We start from the raw sequence: 14,900 nt of genomic DNA on the forward strand, positions 1-14,900 counted from the left end.
AAACCAATTTATAAGGGGCCTCAGTGAGAAAACCTCCGGTTTCAACCGGGGGATGAATCACGTCTCGGACGCCCGTTGTTGTATTCCTTTAATTGATTTTGGACATATTGCAAGACCACTTCTTTCGATACGTCCCCTACCGTGCTGGCAAAATAGCTTCCAGACCACAAAGAGCCTTTCCAGAGTTCTTGTTTGGTTTCCGGAAATTGCTTAAACCACTCGCGAGCAGATGCGCCTTTTAAAGCCTTCATTATGGAACTAATCGAATGATGCGGCGGAAACGATACCACTAAGTGAATGTGGTCATCGACCACTTCGCCTTCAATAATAGTGATTTCATTGCGTTCGGCAATCATCTGTAAGATGTCTTTCATTTTTTGGCGTCTTTCAGGTGTGGGAAATAAGTTTTTTCGATACTTCGTTACCCACACCAAATGATAGGTTGCTCGGTAGACATTCGTTCTCGTTTTTGTGTACATATGTATCCCCCTTTTTAATCAATGTAACCATATAGTAGCGTTGCTTTTTAAATATCATACGTGTTAAAATCAGTGTACACATAAAAGGAGGTGAAATCAACATGTTGTATGGAATAAAAGGACAATTAACGCTCAAATCCCAACAAAAACAACTCGTTGCACAAAGCGTGGGCAATACACGGTTTGTATGGAATCAGTTTTTGGCAATGTGGAATGAACGGTATCAAAATAACGCATCGCTTCCTCCCCTAACAGAGTATGATTTAAGCAATTTACTGCCTACGTTGAAGCGGGAATATCCATTCTTAAAGGAATCCGACTCGACCAGTCTGCAACAAGTCTCTAAAGAATTAACACAAAGCTTTAAGGATTTTTTCCAGAACCGGAGCCACTTCAAACACCCCAAATTTAAAAGCAAGCAACGTGCCCGTCAATCGTATACTTCCAAAAACATCAACAACAGTATCCGTTTAGAAGGCAACTACTTACGATTGCCTAAATTGGGTTGGGTACAGTTCCGTTCGGGACAACCGTTTACCGGAAAAATCAAACGAGCAACCGTTACCTTTACCTCAGCTGGCACCTATGAATGTAGTTTACTTGTAGACGACGAAAGCCAAGTCGCTACGACTAAAACGCACCAGATGGTGGGGATTGATATGGGGGTATCAGATCTAATGGTCTTATCTACCGGCGAAAAAATCAAAACCATTCGCTTCCACCAACAGCTAACCACAAAACGCTTGTACTGGGAAAGACGGGTGGCACGTCGTGCGCTTAAAGCCAAACAAAAAGGGATCGCTTTGTCGGAAGCCAAAAACTATCAACGAGCCAAACAACAACGAGCGCGTATTTACCGAAAAGAAAAGAACCAACGTCAAGACCGTCTACATAAGCTGACGACTGAGTTGGTTCAACGATTTGATGTGATTGTGTTGGAGGATTTACAGACGTCCAATTTAATAAAAAACCATTCTTTAGCTCGGAACATTGCGGCACAATCGTGGCGTGAAATCCGCCGGATGTTGGAGTACAAATGTGCACGATACGACAAAGAATTGGTTATTGTTAATCCGTACAAGACATCACAAATCTGTTCGGCTTGTGGTTTTGATGATGGCAAACACGCCTTGGATATCCGCGAGTGGGACTGTCCGAACTGTCATGCCCATCACGACCGCGACGTAAACGCTGCAAAAAATATTCTTTCTATTGGCTTGGGACAAGCCTTGGTTAAACAGCCTAAACCGCTGTCTGTAAGCTGAAATGCTTATCAGACAAGTTATGGGTATTCCCAGAAGCTCGGTACTTCAGTGCCGATGTAGTTCACAAATAATTCCTTAAAAGTTATGGCTTAGAATAAACTTAATTCATTTTGAAGATGCTAGGACGAAAGTATCTTTTTGGAAAAGTTAGACACACTTTCGGTAATTTTAATAAACAAATAGAAAAATACACTCCCAAAACTAATGAACTATTTGTTCAAGTAGTTTTGGGAGTGTATTTTTTTAGAGACTTTTTGTCCCAGCCTCTTGGTATCAGTAGCTCTCTGTCTCGACGACAACTTTATCGAAGGCCTCTTTGCATTAGTAACCTATTGTTCTATTTAGTTAACTTTTTTTTTCGTGAAATAGGATTCTCTAGTCATTTGGTAGTGAAAAGTATCTACAAGGTTACCGTTTAACTCGTACGCGTCTTTATCAATATATTCAAGTGACATACCTATTTTGTTCAATACTCTGGCGGAAGATTCATTTCCCGTATCATGTCCGGAAGTAATACGTTCTAGTGAGAGAGTATCAAAACTAAGAGAGAGGATTCGTAAGCAGGCTTCTGTTGTTAGTCCTTGTCCCCAATAGTCTCTGTTCATCATATACCCGATCTCACCTGCACGCTTTTTATCATCCACTCTAAACTCTATTACACCAATCATTTTTCTATCTTTCTTATGTTCTAAGGCGTAGAAACCTAGAGGGTTTTTTAAATAATAATTGGCGATAAATTCTTTTGTCTGGAGAAGTGAAGTATGGGGCGTGAAAATAAATGCCATCGTTTCTTCATCGCTGACATAGTCAAAAATATCCTCTGTATCTCCTAAGGTAATAGGTCTTAATAATAAGCGATCGGTTTCTAAAAAATGATTTTCTGCTAACAATAACGTATAGCTTTTTTCAGTCATAAAGCGCTCCTTATCTATAAATTAAGTGATTATTATAAATCATAGCATATTTTTTTAATGTATATACAAAAAATAAGATAAATTAAGTTGAATAATGAGAGACACTTTTTTTTAAAAAAAACTAAAGGCTAAAAGTACGAAAAGTAACTGTATTTAAAATCTATGCTGAGATATATTTGTACAGAGAATATTTTATAAGGCTATTTAAATTCTTTTGTTCTTTAATGGTAAAATAGAATCATTGATATCAAACACAAGGAATATAGAAATTGGAAGCATACATAGATGACAATTGATTCAACTAAAATTTTTTTGTAGATACTTTTATTGAAGATACCGATTACTTAGAAACTTTTATGAAAGAAAAGAATTGACAGCTTTCACTAGAAAATCAATGTGAAAAAACTATATTATAGAATAAGAAAGGATCTAAATCCATGACTGAATATGTGTACATTGCCGCCGACGCTCCTTTAAGGGTAGGATTAATTGATGGCAGAAGAGGCGATTAACAACCAAATGAATTTCCGATGGCTATTCAAAATTATTTTTATTTCGAAGAAAATGTAGATGAAGACACTGGGAATTTGTTTAACTTTAGCATCCATTTTCCCTTCAAAATCGCCAACTATCAAGTAGCATCTATGGCTTTAAACGTGCCTTTATTTAATCAACGAAGTAGCTCAGCTCCCAAATTTAAAAATACGCTAAAAGCGCTAGAAAGCTATATTTATGAGCAATTTGAAAATGGGAGCAATCAGATAGTGATTTTATACAGCTTAAATAGTTATGAAGATGAACCTTTAAAATCAAATGCAATACTCTCTTTATCTGAGTTGAAACACCAAGATTTATACTATGCTGAAAATAGGCTAGTGACGATAACGAAATAGTTTAGGATGAGCATTATTTCTTTGAAAAAAGAGTCTTTTATTATACTGAAGAAGGGAATAGGGGGACTCCAGATGAAAAAAATAATCAAAGGGAAACATGCAGCAACTATCGCAGTTGAAGATTTAGGCGAAGGGAAGCCGATTGTTTTCTTACATGGATGGCCGTTCAACCAACAGATGTTTGAATACCAGTACAACTATTTTTTACCACGAGGTTACCGAATAGTAGGGATTGATTTCCGCGGCTTTGGGATTTCTGATCTGGTGATAGAGGATTATAACTACAATACATTGGCTGATGATGTCAGAGTTGTCTTAGAAGAACTTCATATTGAGAAGGTTATCTTGGTTGGATTCTCAATGGGTGGTGCAGTTGCAGCTCGCTATATGGCTCGTCATGATGGATTTGGTGTGGAAAAAGTGATCTTGATTAGTGCAGCAGCTCCTCAATTTGCAAAAAAGTCGTATTATCTGACCGGTATAAAAAAAGCCGAGGTTACCGACTGGATCGAGCAAATGCAAACGGATCGACCTAGGATGATCCAAGACTACATTAAACAGTTATTTCATGAGAAGCCTTATGCCGCTTACAAAGATTGGCTCAGTAGTTTGGCTTGGTCAGCGTCTTCTTATGCACTGATTTTGTCAGCTTTGGCTTTGCGTGATGAAGAGGTAAGCGTTGACCTTGAAAAAATCGCTGTCTCTACATTGATTTGTCATGGAGAAAAAGATCGAGTGTGTTCTTATGAAATGGTGGAAGAAATGGCAGCGTTGATCCCGCAACATTTTGTGGTTCCCTTTAGAAAGAGCGGACATGCGATTTTTCATGATGAAACAGACAAATTGAATCGTGCAATGCTGCGGTTTATACAGAAATAAAAAGAACGATAACCATTTCGATGGTTATCGTTCTTTTCGATTAAAGGCTCTGATTCATTCTCTACCAAACCTCTTCTGCAAACTCCCAAGTCTCTCCATTATCCACAGAGAGGAGCAGCAGTTTGTTGTTGCCATTGTAATCCCCATCTTGACCCTGATTGACCAATAGATAAAGTGTTCCGTTTTCTTCGTAAGGCATTTCTGGAAAATCAAAAGCTGCATATTTTTCCTCATCCGTGAGCGGAACTTCAACGAGAGGCAATGTCACTTGTTCAAATGTCACCCCGCCATCCATCGTCCGATACAGATCTGCATAAGTGCTTCCGCTATGAGAAAGACCGATAAATCCAATTTGTTCGTTAATAAAGGTAATACCTGTGGAAACGCCGATACTGCCTAAGAATGGGTCTGAGTTGAAGACTTCCCATGTTTCTCCACCATCCAAGGTCTGCTGAAGAACGTAAAAGCGACTGCTCGCAGCTGAATCTACAACTGCTAACTGATAGCCGAATTGTTCATTGAAATAGAAAAACTCGTCATCAGGCGTGTACGTTTCTTGATCTGCTATCTGGAACTGTTCTTCTGCACTCAGAGCAGGAGCAGCTATAGAAGGATCAATGAATCGGACCGGTATATTAGCTTCATTATCAGGAGTATACACGGAAACGGTGTAACCGGCTATTTCTCCTTCTGCTCGGTTTAATATATTGGTGTCGCCTTTCTCGTTAAAGTAGGTAATGCCTTCCAGATTGTATCCCCAGCTGCGGTAACCAGCATAATAGATGCCAAAAGATTCTTCATTCCAGTCACTGATCGTTTCTTGTATAGGCAGCACTTTGAGAGCGTTGATCAATGGCTGCAATTGCTGTTCTTCCTCAAAATTCGGATCCGCAAATCCGTTTAAATAAATCGTCAGGTCCTTGCTTTTTGAATTGTCGTAATCGATCAAAAAACTTTCCGTCTCGTTATTTTTATTTAAACCATACAAAAAGGCATAGACATCCGTGATCTGTCCGGTTTGATCAAATGTAATCTCCACTTCATCGCTTACATACAACTCATTTGGTAAAGAAACTTCTCGCTGGATATCCCCTAATAAGCCGTCTAATCCGTTTTCGTATAGATTATTATGTGAAAATTCAACTGTACGGGTATTCACCCAATCATCAATTATAAAAGCTAGTTTGCCCTGAAAATTGGTGGCACTCTGGTAGATATTAAACCCCGTTACTAGAGTGATCAATACGAGCAGTACTGCAGCGAATCGAACCCACCATTTGCTGATATTTTTCAGTGCAGGAGAAACGATCTTTCCAAAAGGGACGGAGCCTTTTTTGACTGAGGATCTGTATTTGATCAAACAACCAATCAACCAGCCTGCCAATATCAAAGCTCCAACTAAAATAATGGGTGCTCTTCTAGACACACCACCATATTGTGCCAAAAAATAGAGATAGTAACAAACTACTCCATAAATGATCACAACAAATGGATTCCATACCAAAGCACGCCAAATCGTATTCTTTTTCTTCACGTCATCATCTTCCTTATTGGTTTGATTTTAAACTTCTATCCGTTAGTTTATCATTTCAATGGCTGATTTTTGACCAGAAGTTAAAAAAAATTTATTTTCTTCACAAATAATGAGCTGTAGCAAATTTGCGTTCTCTTTTTGAGAATAGTTGCTTTATAAAGGGATGCAAAACTTAGTTGCGTTCCTTTTTTTTTTACGAAATGACGTCTAAAAGGAACGAAAACTACTTTTATGTTCCCTTTTCTATCACTAAAACACTTTTAGGGAACGTAAATGCGAACCAGCTTCGTTAAGCTCATAAAAAAACTAAGAATCTGCAATAAATGAAGTTCTTAGCTTAATTACAATTAATACTGAACTCTAGATTGCTTCCAACCTGCTAAATAACCAGCGACGGAGCCAATCACTAACAGAGGAATCCATTCTAATTGATATTCGTAAAGGGGTAAATGTTCCATCCAGTCCAAAGCTATCCAACCGCTTTTATGTGCTACGGAAAACAGACTCTCTATTGTAATCAAGATCAGAGGAAGCTGCAAACTAATTCTCGGAGAAGAAACAAAGAACGTAAATGCAATCAATAAAACTGTTGAGATAGAAATAGGATAAATAATACTCAAAACCGGCACGCTGGTTTCAATGACTTGATCCAATCCTTGATTTGCGAGAACGAGAGAGAGAACTGTAAAGATGATCGCAAAGCTCTTATAAGAGATGGATGGAATCAGGCTGTTAAAGTATTCGCTGACGGCAGCGATCAATCCGGTAGCAGTGGTCAAACAAGCTAAAAATACAATGACTCCCAGTAAAACAATACCCAAAGAACCAAAGGCATCATTCGAGATGTACTGCAATAAAAACGTGCCGGCATTTTGATTATCGGGAACAACCGTATCAAGAGCTACACGGTTACTAATCCAGCCTAATCCTCCGTAAATCAACCCAAGTAGGATGGCTGCTAACACTGCAGATTTTATCGTACCTGCCAACAACTCTTTTTTATTAGTGATTCCAAGGCTCCGAATCGAATTGAGTACAATGATGGAAAAGGCAATCGCACCAATGGCATCCATTGTCAGGTAACCTTCTGTGAACCCTTTGATAAAGGGAACTTCCATAGTAAACTCTGTCGATGCAGTTTGCGGATCATTGGTAAAATACATGAACAAAGCTCGAAAAAACAACAATAGAATCACAAACAACAATGTGGGGGTTAAATATTTCCCAATGCGGTCGCTCAAATCAGCAGGATTTAAGGCAATCCATAAGACCAAAAAAAAGAACAAGACAGAGAAGATAAACAAACTTAATCCGTTCGATTCGTTTAAGAATGGGACAACCCCCATTTCGTAGGCAGTCGTTGCCGTTCTTGGGATAGCAAAAAATGGACCGATTGTTAAATAAATCACCGCTAAAAAAGTGACGGAATAGGCAGGGTGAATTTTATTTAGTGATTCTTTATACCCATGTTCTGAAATTGAACCAATGATCACGCTTAATAAGGGTAAACCGACACCTGTTAAAATAAATCCTAAAATAGCCGGCCAAAAAAATTCACCGCTCTGAAAACCTAATGCTGGTGGGAAAATTAAATTTCCTGCTCCAAAAAACATGGCAAACAGCATAAAACCAACAATAAAAATATCTTTCGTACGCATTCAAAACCTCCTAAAAAACTCTTTAAAACAAAGTCCTGTTAAGAATAGCATAAATTTAGATATAAGCGTATGAAGATTAAAAAAATTCCATCTATTTGGAACATTTGAAATAAAAGCTTTTTTTGCTCAAAAAAGCACAAAAATCTGCAAAAAGATGGGTTCTAATTAATTGTCGGTCATACTTTTGGTATACTGAAAATAATCAATGGTACGTGTATTGGACTTCAAAAAATAAAAGGAGAAAGAGGGTAGGTATGGATGGGAAAAGCAGGGAAAACAGCTTGGACAATCGGTCTAGGTTTGTTGCTCAATGTAGCATTAGCAGAGACGGTATCGGCTGAAAATCAATTGACGGATATTGATATCAGGGTAGATTTACAAGAAGACGGATCGGGTACCGTAACGGAGCATCGTGAAATGTCGATGGATGATGGAACAGAATTATTTATTGTATTGGAAGCAATGCAGGATTCGGAACTATTGGATTTCTCAGTAGCCGGGTATGAAGAGGTGACAGATTGGGATTCAGATGATTCACGAGAAGAAAAAGCGGGCAAATACGGAGTTATTGATACCGGTGATGGGTTGGAATTGGTTTGGGGAATTGGAGAATACGGGGATAATACTTATGAAGTGACTTACAGCCTCTCTAATCTGGTGCGAGAACTGGAAGATGGACAAGCTTTATTGTGGAACTTTGATACATTTTCTGATATTCCAGCTGAGAATTTGACAATGGAGATAGCTGGTCCGGCACCTTTTACAGAAGAAGATGTCAGGTTTTGGGGTTTTGGATTTGACGGAGACATTCAATTAGTAAATGGGAATATCATTTGGGAAGCTGCGGAAGAAGTAGACGACAGCAATGATGTGATCGTGTTGGCGCAATTTCAGTCTGGATTTTTCCAAACGCAAGCCAGTGTCAATATGACGTTAGATGAACAACGCGAGATGGCGATGGATGGTTCGACGTACAACAAAGAAGCTACTTCGGATACGATTCCGATAATATTGGTTTTAGGAATCGGAACGCTAGCTTTCGGAGGAGGATCTGCGGCAGTTGCTTATTCACTAAAAGTTAAAAATGCTAAAGAAGCGGCTGGTCAAATGCGTAACGGTACAACTCGACTTTCAGACAATAAGAAAATAGTGTATGAGGAAATTCCATTTCATGAAGACGATTTAGCGGGAATCGCTTATTTCCTACATGAAATAGGAAAAGGGTACTTTGAAGATTACTTCTCTGCGTATCTATTGAAGTGGGCAAATGAAAAAAGAATCCAAGTCGTTACGACAAAGAAAGAAGCGGTCTTTAACGAGAAATTTGATACAGTGATCCAGATTGCTGATTATGAAACAGTGAGACAACGGTATCGGATTTCATTTGCGGAGATTGCAGAAAATCTGCCATTGGATCAAGAAGTGACCTATGAAATGGGCTTGTGGGTAATGCTGTTGGATGCTGCGGATACGACGGGCAGGGTCACAGATGACAGTATGAAAAAATGGGCTAAAGAACATGCCAAAGAAGTGGAAGAGTATGCGAATTATTTGATTGACTATTCAAAGGATTACTTGGAAGAAAAAGGATTGCTCCGATTTGATGAGGTAACTGTGTGGGGACAAGATCATGAAGTTGCCATTGCAAATGAGGAGGGCGATCAGTTGTATGATCGTTTAGTCCAGTTTGATAATTATTTAGAACAGATAGATTTAAAAGATGTACAACATCAAGCTGCCCGTATAACAGTGGAAGAATTTATGTTGTGGAGCACGTTGTATTATCGAAGTGCAGAAATTACAGAGCAGTTTAAGGAATTGATGCCTGAACCAACGGATCATTACGAAGAAAGCCAGTTTGTCTATTACTATTGGTATTGGAATGGAGCATACGGATTTAGACAAAATTGGTCAAGCGGCTTAGACAGCGGTGGCTTCCATTCGTCTATGTCTATCGGAGCAGCAGGCGGTACAGGCGGCGCTACCTCATTTGGAGGCGGAGCCGGTGCTGGTGGTGGCGGCGGTGGCGGAGCGCGCTAAGCCTGTCATGGAAATGAAATAGAATGAAGAAGCTGGGGTCTTAATTTAGATTCCTGCTTTTTTATCTTGTTTGAAATAAAGATTTATTAAGGAGTAGGCATTTTTCAGACACCATAAGGATCTAGTTGTGTCAAAATTGTTAGCACAACGCATCTTTTTTTATTCTACTTATATTAAAAGATTGCTTTTAAATCAACCCATAGGTAGAATAAAAAAGATTTTTCCAAAAGTATAAAACAAGTTATTTTTAAATCAAAAAAAGCCTTTATCAAGAGAGAAATGGAGCAGTAAATAACAGATTTTGTTCGATGTACAGAGTAATCTTGATTAAGGGAAAGGAAAGAAGTACATGAGGGACACGGTGATTGTGATTCCGTCTTTAGATCCGGATGTAAAATTATTGAATTTATTAGCGTCTATTCGTAAAAAAGAAACGAAATTGCCGATCTTGCTCATCAATGATGGGAGCAGTTCGGAATATGACGCCATTTTTAAAAGAGCTGAGAAGTATGTTGATCAGTTGTTGATACATAAAGAAAATAAAGGAAAAGGAGCTGTCTTGAAAACAGCTATGCAGTTTATTTTGAAGGAGATGCCAGAAGCCGAACATATGGTGACTATTGATTCAGATGGACAGCACAGTTATGCCGATATGGTAAGTTGTATTCAGTTGGCTAAAGAGTATCCTGATGCTTTGATATTAGGGACTAGAAAGTTTGATAAGAAAGTTCCTTTTCGCAGCAAATTCGGGAATGTTTTGACCCGAAATGTATTGCGTCTCTCTATTGGTCTCGATATTGAAGATACTCAAACAGGTCTGCGGGTGATTCCCAAGTCTTTTATGCCTCAATTAATAGAAGTAGCTGGGGAGCGTTTTGAGTATGAGACAAACATGTTGATTGAAACGAAAAAGCAGCAGCGAACTATTCTCTGTCAGCCTATCGAGACTATCTATATTGCTGAAAATGCCTCCTCGCATTTTAGAGTTGTAGCAGATTCTGTAGCCATTTATGGAGTGTTTATCAAGTATCTTTTGTCTTCTGTGTCATCTTTTATCGTAGATGTAGTGGTCTATGCGGTGTTGATTCATTTGCTGGATCAAGTTGACCTGTCATCGATTTTCATCGCTTCGATAGCAGCCCGTTTGGTTTCAGCAGTGTTCAATTATTATGTGAACCGAGAGTATGTCTTTTCACAACAGAATAAAAATAGTTTTTACCATTATTTTGGACTGGTTTGTGCACAAATCATAGTGTCTGCCTTACTAGTCTATATGGTCCACTCACTCTTTATAGTGGGAGACACAGTATACTTTAAAATCATGATAGATAGTTTGTTGTTCTTTTTGAGCTACTACATTCAAAAGAACTACATTTTTAAGAGGTGAACAGATGAAAAAAATAAGCCGTTCTAAAAAAGTCGTGTATGCATTGACTGTATTGTTTTCTGTGGTGTATCTAGTTTGGAGAGGTATGTACACTCTTCCATTTCACGGATCTTTATTTGCGCTCCTGTTTGGTATTCTGCTCTGGATCAGTGAGATCGTGTCCAATTTTACAGGATTGATTTTGGTATGGAGTAAAAGCAAGTCCAAAGAGATCGCCAAACCGGAAGTTCCTTTAGAAGACTATCCGGATATCGATGTCTTAATCGCAACACACAATGAGGAAGTCGATTTATTGTTGAAGACGGTGAACGCTGCTGTAAATATAGATTATCCAGACAAGAGCAAAGTACATATTTATTTAGCAGATGATACGAATCGTCTAGAAGTGAAAGAGCTTGCTGCTAAATTTCATATTGGCCATATCGGGCTGGAAAACAATCGACATGCCAAATCTGGAAATCTCAACCATGCATTAGCGCAAACGAGTTCTCCTTTGGTGGCTACATTTGATGCCGATATGATTCCCTATTCTGACTTTTTGATGGAGACAGTGCCTTATTTTGTGGAAAACCGTCAGCAACTAGCTGCCGGAGAAAATGTTAAACCATTAGGGTTATTGCAAACTCCTCAAAGTTTTTACAATGCTGATCTGTTCCAATACAATTTGTTTTCCGAAGCTTCGATGACCAATGAACAAGACTTTTTTTCTAGAGAAGTCAATGTCTTGAATAATGCCCATGATGCAGCAATTTATACAGGTTCAAATACCGTCATTACCCGACAGGCGATAGTGGATGCGGGAGGTTTTCCTACGGACACGATCACAGAGGATTTTGAATTGGGTGCTTTAATTAATAGTCAAGGATACAAAAACATGTCTACCTTGGAACCGATGGCTAGCGGATTGACTCCGACAGATATCCCAAGTACGTTGAAACAACGTATTCGCTGGGGCAGGGGGGTTGTCCAAAGTGTCCATAACTTGCACTTATTAACAAATAAACGCTTATCTTTGCAGCAAAAACTGATTTTTTTAAACAGCTATTTATACTGGTGGTCTTTCATTAGACGGTTATTGTATATTTTAGCGCCTATTTTATTTACTGTTTTTGGAATTCAAGTAGTGGATACTAATTTCTGGACTTTGTTGCTGCTTTGGCTGCCTAGTTACTTCTTTTTACATTTATCGATGCAAGATCTTGCAAGTGACATTCGAACGCAACGTTGGGGAGAGGTTCAAGAAACGATTTTTGCTCCCTATCTGGTTATGCCGGTCTTGCTGCAAGCAATTGGAATCAAAGAAACTAAATTTAAAGTGACTAATAAAGCAGCTACTCAATCTAAAAAAGATTTGCTGTATGTTTTGCCCCATTTGATTTTATGGATCTTGACCGTCATTGGGCTAGTGACCTTCAATTATGGGAAGTTTGGTTCGGAGATCTTTTATGGCAGTGTGATTTCTTTTTGGCTGTTGAATCATTTGTTCAATTTGACGTTTGCTGTGTTGTTCTTTTTAGGACGTCCACTCTATCGAAAAAATGAGCGCTTTTTAGCTGAAATTCCTTTAAAAATATCTTATGGAGGAAAAGAATTTGACGTGATGACCAAGAATATCTCTGAAAACGGACTATCATTTGCTGCATCAACGCCGTATTATTTTCCTGATGACGCTGTCTTGGATTTTGAAATAACCAAAGGAGAGTACACCGCTCAGTTAAAAGGAAAAATCGTAAGGGTATTCTCAGGAGAAAATGAGTGGGACTATGGTGTAGCTTTAGACGAAATGTCGGAGCAAGTATATTTGAACTATTTGCAAATTATTTACGATGGTTTCAACCGTAGTTTGCCGAAATTCTTCGATCCATGGGTGACTCCATTTGATCGTTTCTTTGACAATATCCACAAGCGATTGCTGCTGAAGAAAACTGCTTCCAATAAGGTAAGCAAGTACGCACAATTACAATTAAATGAAGCAGTTCAGCTAGGAGATTTTACAGTAATCCTAGAAAAATTTGATTACCAAACGATGACTTTTTTATCAACAGAAAATAGGGCCCAACAGCAGATTGATGTGATAGAAATAGAGGGAGTAACATTTCAGCTTCGATTTGCTGAAGAGACAGGAGATGGGCGTTGCCTTTATACGGTCCAAAACTCTTCAGAATGGGTCAACACAACAGCATTTCAGCAGTTATTAGCAAAATGGGTTTCAAAAGGGGATGAAGATGTTGCTGTTGATGATTTTGCGTATTAGTTTATTTCTCTTTTCTTTATTTGGCTATAGAGTTGTGTTTAAGCAACTGGTCAAATTAAATGAGAGAGTTAGTTGGGTAGCGAGCTGTGCTTTAATTACCTTAGTTTTGTATTTTAGTGCTTATCTAGGACAACTCTATATAGTCGGAATCAGTTTATTTGCAATAGGATGTTTATTAGGTGCAGGGTATCTTGTTAAGCAACTAAAAGAGAAAACATTGCGGCCGCCAACCTTGAATCTGTTGACAATTTGGTTATTGTTTTATTTTTTGTTGTTCGCTGCGACATTATTAACTACTCATTTGGAACATTATGACAACTATTCCCACTGGGCGATAATCGTAAAATTTCTTTATACAGAAGGAAGACTTCCGGCAGCTGGAGATGCTATCATCAGCTTTTCATCTTATCCAATAGGGAGCTCTTTGTTTATTTATTATGCAACTTTGATTGGCGGATACAGTGATTCAGTAATGTTATTTGGCCAATTTGTGTTTATTTTCAGCTGTATCTATGCCTTTTTTGCTGTTGTTAAAGATGAATCAAGAGCACTGGTGATCACAATGCTGTTTAGTTTTATTGCTGTGTTCAACCATTTTAATATTGCTATCCGGATGAACAATTTACTGGTCGACTTTTTACTGCCTATGTTAACATTGGCCGGAATTGCGGGCCTTTACAGAATGCAACTAAAGTATAGACAAATGTCGGTCTTTTTAGTTCTGATTGCAGGTTCTCTGAGTATCGTAAAAAACAGTGCACTGTTTTTTACAGCTGTTTTGATAGTATATTACATCTCTCGAATCATTGTGAATTGGAAGTTTTATCAAAAGAAAGGGACTGTAGTGAGCATCGCTTTGTGTTCAATAGCGAGCTCGTTTATCCCTTATATTTTATGGAGCCAACACGTCAAAAACAATTTAGAGTCTTCAAAACATGAAGTGAACTTAGCAGCTTACCAGCAAACATTTGGTGAAAAAGATCAAGCCGTGATTCAGCAGATTTCGGATAAATTTATTTCGACGATCACAAATCTAGGAACACCTTCCACAGAGGGAATCTTATTAGCCAATTTAATCTTGGTGACAGCTTTTATTGTGATTCGATTTGTCTTGAAACGAAAAAGCAGCATAGTCCGATACTGGGTGATTATAGATGGTGTTACCGGAATTTACTATGCTGGAATCTATTTCATGTTCTTATATTCTATGCCGACTGAAGAGGCGTTATACTTAGCTGGATTTGAACGGTACGCTGCCAGTATAGTTATTTTAGCCTTAGGAATCGTCATGATGGTCTTAGCCAGAGAAGTAGATGCCTCTTTTTATGAACAAGATATGACTGCACGAAATTACCGCAGTTTTAAAAGTTTAACAACGAAAAAATGGTATCAGTATGCTACTTTGTTCTGTTTGTTTTTTGCTACTTTATTGCTTCTCTCGGAAAATAATGGAATGCGGTATAATCAATTTCATTTTGCAGATTCCACGCCAGCTCAGTTTATGAAAATTGGAGAAGAGCAGATGATCTTGAATCAAACCCGTTACTTAGTCGTAAGTCCTGATAAGAACAAGTTGATAGTTATTCAGTAGGATACG

The 14,900-nt window shown here is 38.4% G+C and carries 11 protein-coding genes; 7 read left to right on the forward strand and 4 right to left on the reverse strand.

Annotation, left to right across the window (positions count from 1 at the left end; all coding sequences use genetic code 11):
* Positions 1 to 41 precede the first annotated feature (41 nt).
* A complete protein-coding gene (gene tnpA, locus ACEN36_RS02560) occupies positions 42 to 479 on the reverse strand; it encodes an IS200/IS605 family transposase (protein WP_407102154.1) in 438 nt (145 codons plus the stop codon).
* A gap of 101 nt (positions 480 to 580) precedes the next feature.
* On the opposite strand from tnpA, the gene ACEN36_RS02565 reads away from it, so the two are divergent.
* Positions 581 to 1,744, forward strand: coding sequence for an RNA-guided endonuclease TnpB family protein (locus ACEN36_RS02565; protein WP_407125868.1), 1,164 nt, complete (start codon positions 581 to 583; stop codon positions 1,742 to 1,744).
* Between the two features lie 341 nt (positions 1,745 to 2,085).
* Here the strand turns inward: ACEN36_RS02565 and ACEN36_RS02570 are convergent, their stop codons facing one another.
* Entirely contained in the window at positions 2,086 to 2,658 is a 573-nt protein-coding gene (locus tag ACEN36_RS02570; RefSeq protein WP_407102152.1) for a GNAT family N-acetyltransferase, read from the reverse strand.
* Between the two features lie 530 nt (positions 2,659 to 3,188).
* Between ACEN36_RS02570 and ACEN36_RS02575 the strand changes: the two genes are divergently transcribed.
* Both ACEN36_RS02575 and ACEN36_RS02580 read left to right on the forward strand, forming a co-directional pair.
* Positions 3,189 to 3,551 (forward strand): hypothetical protein, encoded by a 363-nt coding sequence (locus tag ACEN36_RS02575; protein WP_407102151.1) that lies wholly within the window; start codon positions 3,189 to 3,191, stop codon positions 3,549 to 3,551.
* A gap of 72 nt (positions 3,552 to 3,623) precedes the next feature.
* Positions 3,624 to 4,430 (forward strand): alpha/beta fold hydrolase, encoded by an 807-nt coding sequence (locus ACEN36_RS02580; RefSeq protein WP_407125869.1) that lies wholly within the window; start codon positions 3,624 to 3,626, stop codon positions 4,428 to 4,430.
* 61 nt (positions 4,431 to 4,491) lie between these two features.
* On the opposite strand, the gene ACEN36_RS02585 is transcribed toward ACEN36_RS02580, so the two are convergent.
* The gene (locus ACEN36_RS02585) at positions 4,492 to 5,964 is read right to left on the reverse strand and encodes a WD40/YVTN/BNR-like repeat-containing protein (protein ID WP_407125870.1); all 1,473 of its coding nucleotides are present in this window, start codon (positions 5,962 to 5,964) and stop codon (positions 4,492 to 4,494) included.
* A 347-nt stretch (positions 5,965 to 6,311) separates the two neighbouring features.
* On the reverse strand, positions 6,312 to 7,622 hold the full coding sequence (gene brnQ, locus ACEN36_RS02590) for a branched-chain amino acid transport system II carrier protein (protein ID WP_407102148.1): 1,311 nt from the start codon (positions 7,620 to 7,622) through the stop codon (positions 6,312 to 6,314).
* A 258-nt stretch (positions 7,623 to 7,880) separates the two neighbouring features.
* Here brnQ and ACEN36_RS02595 point away from each other — a divergent pair, with 258 nt between their 5' ends.
* The 4 genes from ACEN36_RS02595 (at position 7,881) to ACEN36_RS02610 (ending at position 14,894) form a co-directional block, all read left to right on the forward strand.
* Positions 7,881 to 9,662, forward strand: a complete 1,782-nt coding sequence (locus ACEN36_RS02595; RefSeq protein WP_407125871.1) for a DUF2207 domain-containing protein — start codon at positions 7,881 to 7,883, stop codon at positions 9,660 to 9,662.
* Positions 9,663 to 10,011: 349 nt separating this feature from the next.
* The gene (locus ACEN36_RS02600) at positions 10,012 to 11,049 is read left to right on the forward strand and encodes a GtrA family protein (RefSeq protein WP_407096864.1); all 1,038 of its coding nucleotides are present in this window, start codon (positions 10,012 to 10,014) and stop codon (positions 11,047 to 11,049) included.
* Positions 11,050 to 11,053: 4 nt separating this feature from the next.
* A complete protein-coding gene (locus ACEN36_RS02605; RefSeq protein ID WP_407125872.1) occupies positions 11,054 to 13,303 on the forward strand; it encodes a glycosyltransferase in 2,250 nt (749 codons plus the stop codon).
* Positions 13,287 to 14,894, forward strand: coding sequence for a lantibiotic ABC transporter permease (locus ACEN36_RS02610; RefSeq protein ID WP_407125873.1), 1,608 nt, complete (start codon positions 13,287 to 13,289; stop codon positions 14,892 to 14,894). Before ACEN36_RS02605 ends, ACEN36_RS02610 begins: the two co-directional genes overlap by 17 nt.
* Positions 14,895 to 14,900: the final 6 nt, after the last annotated feature.

Source organism: Desemzia sp. FAM 23989 (assembly GCF_045528345.1).
In the GTDB taxonomy this organism is placed as follows: domain Bacteria; phylum Bacillota; class Bacilli; order Lactobacillales; family Carnobacteriaceae; genus Desemzia.